A 16,019-nucleotide genomic window follows, 5' to 3' on the forward strand; every position below is an offset into this window, starting at 1 on the left:
GGCGGGTGCCTCACCTCTCCGTTCCGGTGGTTGGCCCGGTGGCCGGTCCTGGGGCCGTTCCGGTTGCCGCGCCGGTGGCCGTTCCCGTGGCCGTTCCGGTGGCCGCGAAGGCCGGGGGGACGGCCTCGCCCGCGAGCCGGAGCCGTTCGGCGGCCCGTGCGGGCAGGGGCAGGTGCACGAACCCCCCGCGCACGAGCCGGTCGGCGCCCATCGGCTCGGCCTCGAAGCGCGCCACGGTCACCAGGCGGTGGCCGGGCTCCAGCAGGGCGATCTCGGCGATGCGGCGCGTGCCGTCCGGGTGCCGGGCGAGCTGCACGAGGCAGTCGACGGCACTGTCGATCTGGTCGCGCAACGCCTCGTACGGGATCTTCACCTCCGACATGGACGCGAGGGTCCGCAGCCGCATCAGCGCGTCCTCGGCACTGTTGGCGTGCACGGTGGCCAGCGAACCGTCGTGACCGGTCGACATGGCCTGCAGCATGTCGAGCGTCTCGCCACCGCGCACCTCGCCGACGATGATGCGATCGGGGCGCATGCGCAGGGAGTTGCGCACCAGGTCGCGAATGGTGATGCGGCCCTTGCCCTCCACGTTCGGCGGGCGCGACTCCAGCCGGATGACATGCGACTGCTGCAACTGCAGCTCGGCGGCGTCCTCGACGGTGATGATGCGCTCCCCGTCCGGGATCAGCCCCGACAGCGCGTTCAGCAGCGTCGTCTTGCCGGCACCGGTCGGACCGGACACCACCAGGCTGAACCTCGCCCGCACCAGGGCCGACAGCAGCACCACCATCTGCTCGTCCAGCGTGCCCACGGCGATGAGCTCCGGCAGCGTGTAGGCGCGCGGGAAGCGGCGGATGGTGAGCGTGGGGCCGTCCAGGGCGAGCGGCGGGATGATGACGTTGACCCGCTCCCCGGTCGGCAACCGGGCGTCCACCATCGGATTCGACTCGTCCACACGGCGGTTGACGGTCGAGACGATCCGCTCGATCGTCTGCATCAACTGCTCGGTGGAAGCGAACCGGACGGGCACGCGCTCGACCCGGCCGGCCCGCTCGACGAAGACGTGCTCCGGGCCGTTGACCATGATCTCCGTGACCGAGGGGTCCTCCAGCAACGGCTCCAGCACACCCAGGCCCAGGGCCTCGTCCACGACCCGCCGGATCAACCGGTCCCGCTCGGCGGTCGACAACACCGGGCCCTCACGGCTGATGATGTGCCCCAGCACGCGCTCCAGACGCGACCGCCGCTCGTCGGCCGTCAGCGCCGACATCTCGGCGAGGTCGATCTCCTCCAGCAGCTTCGTGCGGTACACCGGCACCAGGTGGGCCGCCACGGCCTCCCGGGCGCCGGGGGCCGCGGGCGCGGCGGGCATACGGGCGCGCAGGCTCACGGGGCGCCCCCCTGCGCCGGGCACGCCATCGTGGCCGTGCGGGTCACGGAGAAGCCGGTGCCGGGGAGGAGGGCGGGCACGTCGACCGTCACGGTGGCGGTGGCGGCGCCCGCCGCCGGGGGGCAGGGGGCCGCGTCGACCGCCGCCCGGCCGGCGACCCAACCGGTCACGGCGGCCCGCGCCGCGGCGGCGGGGCTGCCGCCCCGGGGATCGTCCGCCGTGGCCGCCCGGGCCGCGGACCGGGCGGCGATGCCGGCCTGCTGCGCGGCGAAGGCGGCGAGGCCGAGGTGGAGGGCGGCGAGGGCGACGACGAGCAGCAGCGGCAGGAAGCCGAGGAACTCGAGGGAGGCGGAGCCGGCGTCGCGGCTGCGCCTGCGGCGGGCTTCTCCCCAGCCCCGCCCCTTCCCGAAACCGGGGGCTCCGCCCCCGGACCCCCGGTCCTCAAACGCCGGACGGGCTGGATGGACGGTCCGCATCAATCCTCCCGCGCCACGCCCGCCGTCCCCGTCACGCTCCACGGCAGGTTCACCGCCCCCGGAAACAGCACCGGCACCCGCACCCGTACCGTCGCCCGGTACACCGGGCCCTCCGCGCCGCATCGCGGATCCGTCTGCCATTCGGCCGGCAGGTCGGCCTGCGCGGCGGCCGCGCAGTCGCGGCCCACCGCGCCCGCTCGTGCGGCCTTGTCGGCCGCGTGGCCGGCGAGGGAGTACGCGTAGCCGACCAGGACGCACTGCCAGATCACGGCCAGTGCCACCAGGATCAGCGGCAGGATGCCGACGAATTCGACCGTCGTCTGGCCGCGGTCGCCGAACCGCCGCCGGAAGCGGCCGCCCGCGGGGACGGGCGTGAGCTGATCGGCGCCCGTGCCGCCGCGTGCGGCCTCCAGTGCGTGCCGCCGTCGCGGCGGCGCGGTCAGGCCGAGTTCCGCTGCCAGTGCCCACAGGGCCTGCCGTACCGCCGAGCGCGGGTCCAGGTCCTGCATGCGGCCCGCGTCGACCGCGCCCTGGAGTTCCTTGTAGCCGGCCGGGACGGTCGTGCGCGCGGTGCGGGTGCCCGTCGTGCGGGCGACGAGCGAGGGCTGGATCTCGGCGTGGCGGGTGTGGCGGTTGACCACGGTGGTCGTCTCCTCGGGCGTACGGATGCGCAGCCGCTCCCAGAGCCTGACCATGCGCTTGGCGGCGCGTACGGCCACCACGTCCGGCGTGGTGACGAGCACGGCGACGTCGGCGGTCTCGATGACCGCCGCGCCGGCTGCCGTGATCTGCGTGCCGCAGTCGACGACCACGACGTCGTAGCGGGCCCGCAGGGCGGCCGTGATCTGGCGGGAGGCGAGGTCGCCGACGTCCTCGCCGCGTTCGCCCTCGGCGGGGGCGAGGAGGAGGGCCACTCCGGCGGGGTGGGGGTAGAGGGCGTCCTGCAGGACGCGCGGCGAGATGTCGCTGATGCCGGCGAGGTCGGCGGCGGAGCGCCGGAACTGCACGTCGAGGTAGGAGGCGACGTCGCCGGACTGCAGGTCCATGTCGGCGAGGGCGACGGTGCGCCCGGCGGCGCTCGCGGCGAGGGCGAGCTGGACGGCGGTGACGGTGGTGCCGACGCCGCCCTTGGCGCCGGCGACGGCGACGAGCGTGCCGCCGGGCGGGGTGCCGCCGGCGGCCGCGGGGCCGGCCTCGCCGCCGCCGAGATGGCGCCGGACGCCGGCGGCCCAGTGCGCGGCGGCCTGGACGCGGGCGCCGAGGTCCTCGGCGGTGAGCGGCAGGACGGCCAGGCCGCGGGCGCCGCAGTCCATGGCGGCGGCGTACAGCGCGGGGCCGGCGTCGGCGGTCACGAGGATGACGCCGGTGGCGGGGAAGCGCAGGGCGATCTCGCGGACGAGTTCGAGGGCGGGCACCGGTCCGATGCGCTCGTGCACCAGGACGACGTGGGGCAGGTCGTCGAGGGGGCCGGCGCCGAGGACGGCGAGGGTGTCGAGCAGGCGGGCGGAGTCGCCCACGCTCTGCAGGGGCCGCACGCCCGGGAGCCGGAGCAGGAGATCGCCGAGGAGGCGGTCGGTGTCCGGGTCGCCGACGGCGGGGAGGATGGTGATGGTCACCGGTGGCCTGCCTCCGTTCACTTGTCCACGTCGAGGGTGTACGTGCGGTCGCCGGGCGGCACGGTCTCCTCGCCGCCGGGGGCGAGGAGCGCGAGTCGTACGTGGGAGGCGAAGGATTCGGCGTAGGCGACGCGCTGTGCGTCCTTGGTGTCGAGGGCGAAGGTGATCGGTACGGCCTCGCCGGGCTGCCGGGTGGTGGCCCCGCCCGAGCGGCTGTCGCCGTCGCGCGCGAGGGGGGTGAGTTTGCCGACGTCGATGACCTGGGCGCCGCTGACGATGACGCGGGAGACGGGTTTGGCGCCCTGGTCCTTGGCGTCGAAGGTGGCGTAGATGTTGACCTTGGCACCGGGGCGGATCTTGCCGGCCACGCCCGTGGCGGCGTCGATCATGATGGCGATCTCCTGCCGGCCGGGGGCGAGCGCCGGGCGGGCGACGAGCATGTCCTCCTGCAGCAGCGAGCCCTTGTGCAGCGGCGTGACCGCGATCCTCCCCCGGACGGCGGCGAGGTCGGTGACGGCGGTGGCGGGCAGCCAGCGCCGGGGCATGGAGATCTTCTCGAACGCGTCGGCGGGCAGGTCGCGGTAGGCGGGTACGTCGGTGCGCAGCCGGTAGGCGGTGGTCTCGGGGCCGACCTTGGCCTCGGCGTCCTGGATCACCGAGAACACCCCGGTGACGGCGCCGAGGGCGCACAGGGCCGACAGGAGCAGCAGGAGGACCCCGCGTCGCTGGCGTGAGTTCATGGGACGACCGACCTCGTTCGGGCCTCGTACGGAACGGCGGTGTACGGCACTGCGGTGTACGGAACGGCGGTGTGCGGGAGCGGGGGCTGCGGCACGGCGGACCGCCTCAGCGGGCGGAGCCCGTCGGGGCCGCGTGGCGCGCCCCGGCCGGCGGGCCGAGGGCCGCGGGGGCGGCCGTAGCGGGAGCGGCCGTGGCGGGAGCGGCGGGGAGCGCGGCGGCGCGTGCGACGGGCGCGGAGCAGAAGCCGCAGCGGTCGCCGATGAGTTCGAGCCCGCACCAGCGGCACTGCTCCCGGCGCACGGAGGCGATGAGCTGGTAGAGCACGGAGGGGTCGGGGATGGCGGCCGCGAACTCGACGGCCCGGTGGGTGCCCCACCAGCGCTGCGATGCGGCGGGCAGCGGGGCGATCTCCTGGACGCCGTGGACCCGCCAGTGGGGGGCGAGGGTGCCGGTGACCCAGTCCTCGTCGCGGCGGGGCCGCCCGCGGGCGACGGTGAGCCGGGTGGGGAAGGCGGGGCCGTCGGGCGGTTGCTCGGCGCCCACCCGCACCAGCTGCCGGCCGGGGTGGACGAGGACGCCGAAGCGGGCGCCGGGGACGAGGGAGGTCAGGTGGGCGCCGAGGGGGACGTCGATGCGGTCGAGCCGGGCGAGGGAGGGCAGTTCGGCGCCGGCGTGGACGTAGTGGGTCAGCAGCCGGGCGGCGGAGGCGAGCACGCCGGGCCCGAGGTCGGACAGGGACAACTGCCGTAACTGGCGGGCCAGGACGGCGACGGCGAGCGGGGGCAGGGCGAGCGGCAGGAGGGCGACGCGGGTGCTCTCCAGCAGTGCGCGCACGGTGTGCAGGCGGCGCACGTGGCCGGCGGGCAGGGAGTCGGGGTACAGGACGACGAGGTGGCCGCACTGCCGGAGCAGCTCGGCGGCCTGGGTGACGGCGGTCTCCAGTGGCTGCGCCTCGGGCGGCTGCAGCACGACGGCGGCCGGTGCGGGCCCCTCGGTCGGGGGGAGCACCAGGTCGGAACTGGTCACCGCTATCGCAATCGGCACGTCGGCTTCCCCGTTCACTCCGGCCGCGGGGGCTCCGGCGGTCGCAGATCGATACTGCCCACTGCTTGCGCCTCCGCACTTTATCCACGATCGGAGCGGCTGAGAACCGTTCTTCGAGGTTTGCCCCACCCGTCGGTGGTCCGGCGTCCGGGCCCTTGACGGGCGGATTGGTCTGAACCATCCTCCACACCATCCCCACGCCTCGGACGGTCGTCACCGCACCCCCCTCACGCCCTCTCACGACCATCCGGCACCTACCTCAACTCCCTTCCCACCGGAGGCAGTAGTGCATCGCATTGGCAGTCACAGACGCCCCACGCGCCGCTTGCGCGGTGCCCTGGCCGCCGCGTCCCTCGCCCTGGCCGGCCTCGGCGCCGCCGGCGCACCGGCCGCGCACGCCGACGCCAACCTCGTCCGCAACCCCGGTTTCGAGTCGGGTCTGTCCGGCTGGTCCTGTACCGACGACAGCGGCACCACCACCGGCTCCCCCGTCCACTCCGGTACGGCCGCGCTGCACGCCGCGCCGTCGGCCTCGGGCAACGCCCGCTGCGCGCAGACGGTGAGCGTGCAGCCCAACTCCTCGTACACGCTCAGCGCCTGGGTGCAGGGCAGTTACGTGTACCTGGGCGCGAGCGGCACCGGGACCACGGACGTCTCCGCCTGGACGCCGGCCGCGACCGACTGGCAGCAGCTGACCACAAGCTTCACGACCGGGCCCACGACCACGTCCGTCACCGTGTACACCCACGGCTGGTACGGGCAGCCGGCCTACACGGCCGACGACGTCGTGCTCACCGGCCCCGGCGGCGGCGACCCGGGGCCGGGCGTCCCCGACGCGCCCGCGGAGCTGGCGGCCGGGGCGGTCACCGCCTCCTCCGTCGCCCTGTCGTGGAACGCCGTCCCCGGCGCGAGCGGCTACACCGTCTACCAGGACGGCGCCAGGGCGCTGTCGGTGACCGGCACCTCCGCCACCGTCACCGGCCTGGCCGCCGCCACCGCGTACCGCTTCCAGGTCACGGCCACCGGCCCCGGCGGCGAGTCGGCGAAGTCGGCCGCGGTCACCGTGACGACCTCCGGCGGCAGCGGCGGCACGCCCGGCGTGCCGAAGCACGCGGTCACCGGCTACTGGCAGAACTTCGACAACGGCGCGACCGTGCAGAGGATCTCCGACGTGCCGGCCGCGTACGACATCATCGCCGTCGCCTTCTCGGACGCCACGACCACCCCCGGCGCGGTCACCTTCGGCCTCGACCCGGCACTGCACTACACCGAGGCGCAGTTCAAGGCCGACATCGCGGCCAAGCAGGCGGCGGGCCGGTCGGTCGTGATCTCGGTGGGCGGCGAGCGCGGCACCGTCTCCGTCAACGACGCCGCGTCGGCGGCGAACTTCGCCGACAGCGTGTACGCGCTGATGCAGAAGTACGGCTTCAACGGTGTCGACATCGACCTGGAGAACGGGCTGAACCCGACCTACATGTCGCAGGCGCTGCGCTCGCTGTCCGCCAAGGCGGGCGGCAAGCTGGTGATCACCATGGCGCCGCAGACGATCGACATGCAGTCGCCGTCCTCCGCGTACTTCCGCACCGCGCTGAACATCAAGGACATCCTGACGGTCGTCAACACGCAGTACTACAACTCCGGCTCGATGAACGGCTGCGACGGCAAGGTCTACGCGCAGGGCTCCGTGGACTTCCTCACCGCGCTGGCCTGCATCCAGCTGGAGGGCGGCCTGGCGCCCTCGCAGGTCGGCCTCGGCGTACCCGCCTCGCCGCGCGGCGCGGGCAGCGGCTACGTGGCGCCCTCGGTGGTCAACAGCGCCCTGGACTGCCTGGCCACGGGGACGGGCTGCGGATCCTTCAAGCCCGCCCGTACGTATCCGGACATCCGCGGTGCGATGACCTGGTCGACGAACTGGGACGCGAGCGCCGGCAACGCGTGGTCCGGCGCGGTGGGCCCACACGTGCACGCACTGCCGTAGGGGGCACCCCGCGCCCCGCAAGGGGCGTACGCCCCTTAGGGGCGCGGGGAACTGCGCGACACGCCACGACGCGCCTGCAGACGGAGCACCGGCCGCGCTCCCCCCGACCCCCGGAGCGGCACATCGACTGCGGGCCGCCGGTGGCCGATCGCGCAGTTCCCCGCGCCCCTACAGGGCGCCGGGGTGCCGGTCCGGCGGCGCGCCGGACCGGCACCGCGATGTCACGGCCTGCGCCGCGTCACGGCCTGGGCAGCGTGCAGCCGGGGAGGTCGAGGTCGACCTTGTTGCCGGCGGCTATGCACTTGGTGATGCCGTACGTCTCCTGGGCGTAGTTGATGCCCTGGCGGACGGTGACGTTGCCGTTCTCGTCGACCTCGCACGGGTTGTTCTCCGTGCAGCGCTCACCGTTCTCGTTGCCGGTGTTGTTGATGGCCACGACCTTGCCGGTCGCCGTGTCGACGACGGGCGAGCCGGAGGTGCCGCCGATGGTGTTGCACGACGGGGTGTAGCGCAGCGAGTCCTTCCAGGTCCAGTCGCCCTCGCGGAGCTCGTGGACGAAGCCGTCGACGTTGCAGGAGTAAATGCGCTTCCAGTAGCCGGAGACGACCTTGATGGAGGTGCCGGTGGCGGGGTGGTCGCCGGAGAGGGCCAGCGCGCTGATGCCGTACCGCTGCTTGATGCTCGCGTACGTGGTGTTCAGCTGGTAGAGGGTGACATCGGTGTCGGTCATCGTGGCGTACGAGACCTTGACGGCGCGCAGCGTGGCAACCTTGCCTGCGGTGGAGTTCAGCAGACTGAAGGTGCGGCTGGAGGGCTGGTCGGTGATGACCTCGCCCGGGCCCGGCATCCCCGTCTCCAGACAGTGGCCGTTGGTCATGACGAGAGCGGGGTCGCCGTCGGCCGAGTTCGGCATGCGCACCAGCGAACCCGAGCAGTTGCTGAGCGCTACGGTGCCGGCGAAGTCGACGGCCTTGGCGGGGGGCTTGGGCGTCTGCGCCGTGGCGGTGCCCGTGCCGGCGACGGTGACACCGGCGAGCAGGAGCGTGCTGAGCGCGCCGACGAGAGGTCGTCTCATGGGGGGTGGTCCTCTCCGTTATGCGGTCCGAACCGAGGTTTGACATGTGCATTGTTGGGGCTGGTGGTACCACCCGGCAATCAACCGGTCTGAAGAGATGGAGAAGTTGGCTTGTTTCCCCCGGGCCGGATGATTGACCTGCGCATGTCACTCCTCGAACACTGGAAAAGGTCCGTACCGGACCGAACCCCCCTCACTCGTCGCACGGACGCCCCTGCAGGAGGCAGCATGCGACCGCACGCCCCCCACTCCCCCACCCGCAGGCGCTACGGCAGATGGGCCGGTGCCGCCACCGCCGCCCTGCTCACCCTCGCCCTGGCCGCCCCCGCGTCGTCCCACTCCGCCAAGGACCCCACGACGCACGCGTACGAGGTCACCGGGCCGCGCACCGCCGCCCAGCGCACCGTGATCGCCCGGACCGGCGTCGCCATCGACGCCGTGCGCGACCGCTCCGTCGTCATCACCGCCGACGCCGCCCAGGCCGAGCGCGTACGGCAGCTGGGCTACTCCGTACGGGAACTGCCCGGCCCGCCCGACCGCAGCGGCGGGCGCACCGCGACCCCGTTCGACTTCCCGCCGGAGGACGCGAAGTACCACAACTACGCCGAGGCCACGGCGGAGATCGACGCGGACGTCGCCGCCCACCCGAACCTCATGAGCAAGCAGGTCATCGGCAAGTCCTACGAGGGCCGGGACATCGTCGCCGTCAAGGTCACCAACAACGCGACCCGCACGACCCCCACCGGCGCGGCCAAGCCCGAGGTGCTCTTCACCCACCACCAGCACGCCCGCGAGCACCTGACCGTCGAGATGGCGCTGTACCTGCTCAAGGAGTTCGGCACCCAGTACGGCAAGGACGCACGGGTGACGAAGATGCTCGACAGCCGCGTGGTGTGGATCGTGCCCGACCTCAACCCCGACGGCGGCGAGTACGACATCGCCACCGGCTCGTACCGCAGCTGGCGCAAGAACCGTCAGCCGAACGCCGGTTCCAACAGCCGTGGCACCGACCTCAACCGCAACTGGGACTACAAGTGGGGCTGCTGCGGCGGCTCCTCCGGCAGCCCCGGCTCGGAGACCTACCGCGGCCGCGCCGCCGAGTCGGCGCCCGAGGTCAAGGTCGTCGCGGACTTCGTGCGCAGCCGGGTCGTCGGCGGCAAGCAGCAGATCAAGGCCGCCATCGACTTCCACACCTACAGCGAGCTGGTGCTGTGGCCGTTCGGCTGGACGTACGACGACACCGCGCCCGGCATGACGCAGGACGACCGTGACGCCTTCGCCACGGTCGGCAAGTCCATGGCCGCGAGCAACGGCTACAAGCCCGAGCAGTCCAGCGACCTGTACATCACCGACGGGTCGATCGACGACTGGCTGTGGGGCACCCAGAAGGTCTTCGCCTACACCTTCGAGATGTACCCGGACGAAAGCGGTGCAGGCGGCGGTTTCTACCCGCCCGACGAGGTCATCGACCGCGAGACGGCGCGCAACCGGGAGGCCGTGCTGCAGCTGCTGGAGAACGCGGACTGCATGTACCGCTCGATCGGCAAGGCGGCGCAGTACTGCAGCTGACGCCCGCGTACGGCAGCGGACGCCCGCCCGGCGCCGGTCCGCGACGACCGGCGCCGGGGACCGCCGTCGGGACCACCATCCCGATTGGATCTTGATGGCCTCCCTGATGTAGAACTCGTCGTCGGTCAATCATGACCACGCAAAATTTCTTCATACGGGGGAAGTTCCTCATGTTCCGCACGCGTTCCGCCCGGCGCGCCATCGGTACCGTTGCACTCATCGCCGCCCTCGGCGGCGGCCTCACCGCCTGCGGGCCCGAGGAGGAGGACAAGGCGGAGGGCACGTCGTCGAGCGCCACCTCCGCCGGCCAGCAGGCGCAGAACCCCAAGGGCGACCACGGCGGCCACGGCGCGAAGGGCGGCGAGGGCGACTGCGGCAAGCCGCCCACGCTGCCGGCCGGCACCAAGATGATCCAGGTCGGCCTGCACCGCGACGCCGGCGCCATCGAGGCCATGGACGCCAAGCCGAAGTGCACGCCCAACGACTGGATCTACCACGGCGAGGGCGACCCCAAGGGCTACAAGATCCCCGCCGACGTCAAGGGCGAACTGGCCCTCAGCGCCGGCCCCGGCCAGTACAAGGCGGTGAGCCGCGAGGAGCTCTCCAAGCACATCGACGGCTGCCTGCGCAACGACTACAACGTTGTCAAGCAGCCCTACGCCTGCTACGGCAACATCTACGAGATCACGCTGAACGACAAGGGCGACACCGTCCTGTCGATGCGCGAGCGCTGGTCCGTCTGACGGACGCCGCGGGGACCTTTCCGGAACATTGCGTACCGTTGACGCACTGCTGACGCACTGCACGTGAGACAATGGGAGGTCCCCTTGGCTGCCATAGCCGCCGACGCCGTAGCCCGCCTCGACGACGAACGGCTGGACCACCGCTTCAAGGGCCTGCCGCCCGACGCCGACGGCACGACGGCCGGCGAGCTGGCCGCCGAACGGCGCTCCCTGTTCACCGGGGGCTTCACCACCCCCGTGCTCACCCTCTCCGCCGAGGCCCTCGACCACAACCTCGCCGTCATGGAGCGCTACGCCGGCGAGCACGACCTCGCCTTCGCCCCGCACGGCAAGACGACCATGGCCCCGCAGCTCTTCGCCCGCCAGCTCGAACGCGGCGCCTGGGGCATCACCGCGGCCACGCCCGCCCAGGCCCGCGTCTACCGCGCCTTCGGCGTCCGCCGCATCTTCCTCGCCAACGAGGTCGTCGACCCCGCCGCCCTGCGCTGGCTGGCCGGCGAGCTCGCCGCCGACCCCGGCTTCCGGCTCGTCACCTACGTCGACTCCCTGCGCGGCGTCGAACTCATGGACGCCGCCCTGACCGGGGCCGGCGCCGCGCGCCCCCTCGACGTCGTCCTCGAACTCGGCTCCGACGGCGCCCGCACCGGCCTGCGCACCGAGGCCGAGTGCGAGGCCGTCGCCGCGGCAGTGGCCGCCACCGGCACCCTGCGCCTGGTCGGCGTCGCCGGCTACGAGGCGGAGATCCCCGACGCGGACGGCGCCGCCGTACGGGCGTGGCTGCACCGCCTCACGGGCCTCGCCGTCGCCCTCGACGAGGCCGGCCGCTTCGCCGGCCTCGACGAGATCGTCGTCAGCGCGGGCGGCAGCTCGTGGTTCGACGCCGTCGCCGAGGTCTTCGCGGAGCTGCCGCAGCTGTCCGCACCGGTGCTCAAGCTGCTGCGCTCCGGTGCGTACGTCACGCACGACGACGGGCAGTACCGGACGAAGACCCCCTTCAACCGCCTCCCCGAACCGGCGGGCGGCGCCCTGCGCCCGGCCCTCCACGTCTGGACCCAGGTCGTCTCCCGCCCCGAACCGGGCCGCGCCTACCTCAACGCGGGCAAGCGCGACGTCTCCTACGACCTCGGCCTGCCCGAGCCCCAGCTCGTCCGCTCGGCCCGCGACGGTTCGGTTCGCCCGGCCGAGGGCCTGACGGTCCTGCGCCTGGCGGACCAGCACGCGTTCGTGGAGGTGGCGCCGGACGCCACGCCCCTGGAGGTCGGCGACTGGGTGGCCCTGGGCATCTCGCACCCGTGCACGGTGTTCGAGAAGTGGCCGATGATTCCGGTGGTGGAAGGCGACGGCACGGTGACGTCGCTGGTGCGCACGTTCTTCTGACGACTCCGCCTTCCGACGAGCCCGCCTTCTGACGACCCCGCCGGGGGTCCGGGGGCGGGGCCGGGGGAAGAACCCCTCCCGTGGACACCGTCATACGCAACGCCCTCGTCGTCGACGGCACCGGCCGCACCGCCCCCTACCCCGCCGACGTCGGCATCAGCCGGGGCCGGATCGCCGAGGTCCATCGCCCCGGCACCGGCCCCCGTCCCTCCGCCCGCCGCATCCTCGACGCCACCGGCCTCGCCCTCGCCCCCGGTTTCATCGACATGCACGCCCACAGCGACCTGGCCCTCCTCACCGACCCCGCCCACGTGGCGAAGGTGGCCCAGGGCGTGACCTTGGAGGTCCTCGGCCAGGACGGCCTGTCGTACGCGCCCGTCGACGCCCGCACCGCCGACGGCATCCGCACCCAGATCGCCGGCTGGAACGGTGCCGCTGCGGACGCCGGCTGGCCGAGCGTCGGTGCCTACCTGGACCACCTGGACCGCGGCATCGCCGTCGACGCCGCCTACCTCCTCCCGCACGGCACTCTGCGCGCCCTCGTCGTGGGCTGGGAGGACCGTCCCCCTTCCCCCGCCGAGCTGGCCCGGATGAAGCACCTGGTGGCCCGCGGCATGGCGCAGGGCGCGATGGGCCTGTCGGCCGGGCTCACGTACGCGCCCGGCATGTACGCCGACGACACGGAGCTTGTCGCGTTGTGCCGTGTCGTGGCGGCGTACGGCGGCTACTACTGCCCGCACCACCGTTCGTACGGTGCCGGCGCGCTCGCTTCGTACGCGCGGACGCTGGCCGTCGCCAGGGAGGCCGGGTGTCCGCTGCACCTGGCGCACGCCGTCATGAACTTCCCCGTCAACGCCGGCCGCGCCCCCGAGCTCCTCGCCCTGATCGACTCGGCCCTCGCAGACGGCGTGGACGTCTCGCTCGACACCTACCCGTACACGCCCGGCTGCACGACGCTGGCCTCCCTCCTGCCCGGCTGGGCGGGCGCCGGCGGCCCGGAGGCGGTGGTGGCGCGGCTGCGCGACGAGGGGGCGGCGGCCCGGATCCGGTACGCCCTGGAGGTGTCGGGGTCGGACGGCTGCCACGGGCTGCCCGTGGACTGGGACACGGTCGAGATCTCGGGCGTGGCGGACGCCCGCCACGCGCGCCACGCGGGCCGGACGGTCGCCGCTGCGGCCCGGGCGGACGGGCAGGAGCCGTGGGCCTTCGTACGGCAGCTGCTGATCGACGACCGCCTGGGCCCGACGATCCTGCACCACGTGGGCAATGAGGGGAACGTCCGTACGATCATGCGGCACCGCGTGCACACCGGCGGCAGCGACGGCATCCTGCACGGCGCCAAGCCGCACCCGCGCGCCTATGGCACGTTTCCGCACTACCTCGGCCACTACGTCCGTGAGCTGGGCGTCCTCTCGCTGCAGGAGTGCGTGGCGCATCTCACGTCCCGTCCGGCGGCCCGGCTGGGGCTGGCGGACCGGGGCCTCGTGCGCGAGGGACACCGCGCGGATCTCGTGCTCTTCGATCCGCGGACCGTGGCCGCCGGCGCCACTTTCGAAGCCCCTCGGACGCTTCCGACCGGCATTCCTTATGTCCTGATTGCCGGACGCTTTGTGATGGAAGACGGCCGCCGGACGGACGTCCTGGCGGGCCGCGCCGTGCGGCGTCCCCGCACCCGGAGCTGACGCCTCCGAGGGCGGGGCGCGTGGGGCGAAAGTCGCAGGAGAAACCGCGGGCGACCCGGGCGGCGGGCCCGTATGGTGGCCGTCATGCAGGTGATCCAGTCAAGCAAGCTCGCCAACGTCTGCTACGAAATCCGTGGCCCGGTGCTCGAGGAGGCCATGCGGCTGGAAGCAGCAGGTCACCGCATCCTCAAGCTGAACACCGGCAACCCGGCGATCTTCGGCTTCGAGTGCCCGCCGGAGATCCTCGAAGACATGCTGCGCAACGTCGGCAGCGCCCACGGGTACGGCGACGCCAAGGGTCTGCTCGCCGCGCGGCGCGCGGTGGTGCAGCACTACGAGACCAAGGGCATCGAGCTGACCGTCGAGGACGTCTACCTCGGCAACGGCGTCTCCGAGCTGATCCAGATGTCGATGCAGGCGCTGCTGGACGACGGCGACGAGGTGCTGGTCCCCGCCCCGGACTACCCGCTGTGGACGGCGTCGGTGTCGCTGGCCGGCGGCAAGGCCGTGCACTACCGCTGCGACGAGCAGGCGGACTGGATGCCGGACCTGGCCGACATCGAGAGCAAGGTGACCGACCGCACCAAGGCGCTGGTCATCATCAACCCCAACAACCCCACGGGCGCGGTCTACGACGAGGAGATGCTGCGCGGGCTGACGGAGATCGCCCGCCGCCACAACCTCATCGTCTGCTCCGACGAGATCTACGACAAGATCCTCTACGACGGCGTCACCCACACGCCGACCGCCGCCCTCGCCCCCGACCTGCTGACGCTGACCTTCAACGGCCTGTCCAAGGCGTACCGGGTCGCCGGCTACCGCAGCGGCTGGATGGCGGTCTGCGGCCCCAAGGCCCACGCCGACAGCTACATCGAGGGCCTGACGATCCTGGCGAACATGCGGCTGTGCGCCAACATGCCCGCCCAGTACGCGGTGGCCACGGCCCTCGGCGGCCGGCAGTCGATCACCGACCTGGTGCTGCCGGGCGGCCGGCTGCTGGAGCAGCGCGACGTCGCGCACGAGCTGCTGACGCAGATCCCGGGCGTGACGTGCGTGAAGCCGAAGGGTGCGCTGTACGCCTTCCCGCGGCTGGACCCCAAGGTCTACAAGATCAAGGACGACCGGCAGATGGTGCTGGACCTGCTGCGGGCCGAGAAGATCATGGTCGTGCACGGAACGGGCTTCAACTGGCCGGAGCCGGACCACTTCCGCCTGGTCACCCTGCCGAACGCCAAGGACCTGGCGGACGCGGTGACCCGGATCGGGAACTTCCTGGACGGCTACGGACAATGATCCGGACGTCAATTTAGACGCTGTCTAAGTTAGGATGGCCTTCAGAGGTAGTTCAGGAGGCCATCCATGTACGAGCCGACCCGCACCAGCCACGCGGTCCGCGCGCACGGGCCCCACCGCAGCCGCGCGGAAGAACTGGACAACCGCCTGGCCGGCCACTTCACCGCCCTGCTCACGGTGACCGACGAGCTGCGGGCCCTGGAGCCGTCACCGGCACTGGACGAGGCGGCGGCGCGCCTGACCGCGGAGATCGAGCGGCTGAGCGACCACCGCCCGCTGCGGGCCGAGCCGACGGCGGGCGTGGCCACGCGGCCGGCGCTGCACCAGCGCGCCCACATGCTGGCGGGCCAGGCCCTGGTCGTCGCCACCCAGCGCGCGGACACCCGCGCCACGACCCTGGCGGCCGCCCGCCTGCACGCCCACGCGGAGGCCCTGGGCATCCGCGTGGGGCACCACCCCTAGGGCGTGTCCGATGGGTCAGCACGGCTCTCACGGCGCGCCGCACTACTGCTGCGTCGGGCCGCCTTTTGAACAACACACCATGTGAAGCTCGGAGGCGTATGGAGCGTCACTGATCGAAGTGCGGTGCACCGTCGCATTTGTGAGACTGGTCGTAACCCGAATTCCTGAGCTCTCTAGGAGGAAACGTCATGGGCGCGAAGGACGAGAGACAGAACGAGGATCAGCAGGCCGCGGAGAAGGCGGAGCAGCAGGATGACCCGTTGCGTAGCCAGTCAGGGGATACCCCGAAGTGGGTAGAGTCGGTCAAAAAAAGCTTTGAGGACACTATCGAAGACCCACCGCAGCGCTCTAGCTGACGAAACGAACGCGACCCGAGGCCGTGGCCCCACGACCAGGTAGTTGGCTGAGGGCGTGCGAAGATCGCCCAAAGTGGCGTCCCTCAGACACGCCCTAGGGTCTGTCCGGCGGGTCAGGAGCGCAGCCAGAGGCGTACGGCTGCAGCGGTCACGGTGCCGTGAAAGACGTACGCCCTCTTGTCATAACGCGTGGCCACGGCCCGGTAGATCTTCAACC

At 72.6% G+C, this 16,019-nt stretch carries 14 protein-coding genes and 1 pseudogene; 8 read left to right on the top strand and 7 right to left on the bottom strand.

All coding sequences use genetic code 11. The features are described from left to right. Window positions 1–10: 10 nt before the first annotated feature. The 5 genes from ABD361_RS19900 to ABD361_RS19920 form a co-directional block, all read right to left on the bottom strand. A complete protein-coding gene (locus ABD361_RS19900; protein ID WP_344436652.1) occupies window positions 11–1,390 on the bottom strand; it encodes a TadA family conjugal transfer-associated ATPase in 1,380 nt (459 codons plus the stop codon). Beyond that, window positions 1,387–1,866, bottom strand: a complete 480-nt coding sequence (locus ABD361_RS19905) for a TadE/TadG family type IV pilus assembly protein (protein ID WP_344436651.1) — start codon at window positions 1,864–1,866, stop codon at window positions 1,387–1,389. Before ABD361_RS19905 ends, ABD361_RS19900 begins: the two co-directional genes overlap by 4 nt. Next, the gene (locus tag ABD361_RS19910; RefSeq protein ID WP_344436650.1) at window positions 1,866–3,482 is read right to left on the bottom strand and encodes a CpaE/TadZ family protein; all 1,617 of its coding nucleotides are present in this window, start codon (window positions 3,480–3,482) and stop codon (window positions 1,866–1,868) included. Before ABD361_RS19910 ends, ABD361_RS19905 begins: the two co-directional genes overlap by 1 nt. Before the next feature lie 17 nt (window positions 3,483–3,499). Continuing rightward, window positions 3,500–4,222, bottom strand: a complete 723-nt coding sequence (gene cpaB, locus ABD361_RS19915; protein WP_344436648.1) for a Flp pilus assembly protein CpaB — start codon at window positions 4,220–4,222, stop codon at window positions 3,500–3,502. 106 nt (window positions 4,223–4,328) lie between these two features. Next, complete coding sequence (locus tag ABD361_RS19920; RefSeq protein ID WP_344436647.1) at window positions 4,329–5,267, bottom strand: hypothetical protein; 939 nt, start codon at window positions 5,265–5,267, stop codon at window positions 4,329–4,331. A 325-nt stretch (window positions 5,268–5,592) separates the two neighbouring features. Here ABD361_RS19920 and ABD361_RS19925 point away from each other — a divergent pair, with 325 nt between their 5' ends. Further along, window positions 5,593–7,245, top strand: a complete 1,653-nt coding sequence (locus ABD361_RS19925) for a chitinase (protein WP_344436646.1) — start codon at window positions 5,593–5,595, stop codon at window positions 7,243–7,245. Window positions 7,246–7,483: 238 nt separating this feature from the next. On the opposite strand, the gene ABD361_RS19930 is transcribed toward ABD361_RS19925, so the two are convergent. Beyond that, a complete protein-coding gene (locus ABD361_RS19930; RefSeq protein WP_344436645.1) occupies window positions 7,484–8,320 on the bottom strand; it encodes a S1 family peptidase in 837 nt (278 codons plus the stop codon). A 228-nt stretch (window positions 8,321–8,548) separates the two neighbouring features. Here ABD361_RS19930 and ABD361_RS19935 point away from each other — a divergent pair, with 228 nt between their 5' ends. From ABD361_RS19935 to ABD361_RS19965, 7 genes are all read left to right on the top strand, one after another. Further along, on the top strand, window positions 8,549–9,889 hold the full coding sequence (locus ABD361_RS19935; protein ID WP_344436644.1) for a M14 family metallopeptidase: 1,341 nt from the start codon (window positions 8,549–8,551) through the stop codon (window positions 9,887–9,889). Between the two features lie 170 nt (window positions 9,890–10,059). Then, on the top strand, window positions 10,060–10,632 hold the full coding sequence (locus tag ABD361_RS19940; protein WP_344436643.1) for a hypothetical protein: 573 nt from the start codon (window positions 10,060–10,062) through the stop codon (window positions 10,630–10,632). A gap of 84 nt (window positions 10,633–10,716) precedes the next feature. Further along, window positions 10,717–12,009, top strand: coding sequence for an amino acid deaminase (locus tag ABD361_RS19945; protein ID WP_425583257.1), 1,293 nt, complete (start codon window positions 10,717–10,719; stop codon window positions 12,007–12,009). Between the two features lie 80 nt (window positions 12,010–12,089). Then, the gene (locus tag ABD361_RS19950; protein ID WP_344436642.1) at window positions 12,090–13,691 is read left to right on the top strand and encodes an N-acyl-D-amino-acid deacylase family protein; all 1,602 of its coding nucleotides are present in this window, start codon (window positions 12,090–12,092) and stop codon (window positions 13,689–13,691) included. Window positions 13,692–13,775: 84 nt separating this feature from the next. Then, entirely contained in the window at window positions 13,776–14,984 is a 1,209-nt protein-coding gene (locus ABD361_RS19955; protein WP_344436641.1) for a pyridoxal phosphate-dependent aminotransferase, read from the top strand. Window positions 14,985–15,050: 66 nt separating this feature from the next. After that, window positions 15,051–15,446, top strand: coding sequence for an SCO4983 family protein (locus ABD361_RS19960; protein WP_344436640.1), 396 nt, complete (start codon window positions 15,051–15,053; stop codon window positions 15,444–15,446). A gap of 188 nt (window positions 15,447–15,634) precedes the next feature. Then, window positions 15,635–15,802, top strand: a complete 168-nt coding sequence (locus tag ABD361_RS19965; RefSeq protein WP_344436639.1) for a hypothetical protein — start codon at window positions 15,635–15,637, stop codon at window positions 15,800–15,802. A 113-nt stretch (window positions 15,803–15,915) separates the two neighbouring features. Here the strand turns inward: ABD361_RS19965 and ABD361_RS19970 are convergent. Next, a pseudogene (locus ABD361_RS19970) lies at window positions 15,916–16,019 on the bottom strand (IS5/IS1182 family transposase); the annotation flags it as partial.

It is taken from the genome of Streptomyces luteosporeus (assembly GCF_039532865.1).
In the GTDB taxonomy this organism is placed as follows: domain Bacteria; phylum Actinomycetota; class Actinomycetes; order Streptomycetales; family Streptomycetaceae; genus Streptomyces; species Streptomyces luteosporeus.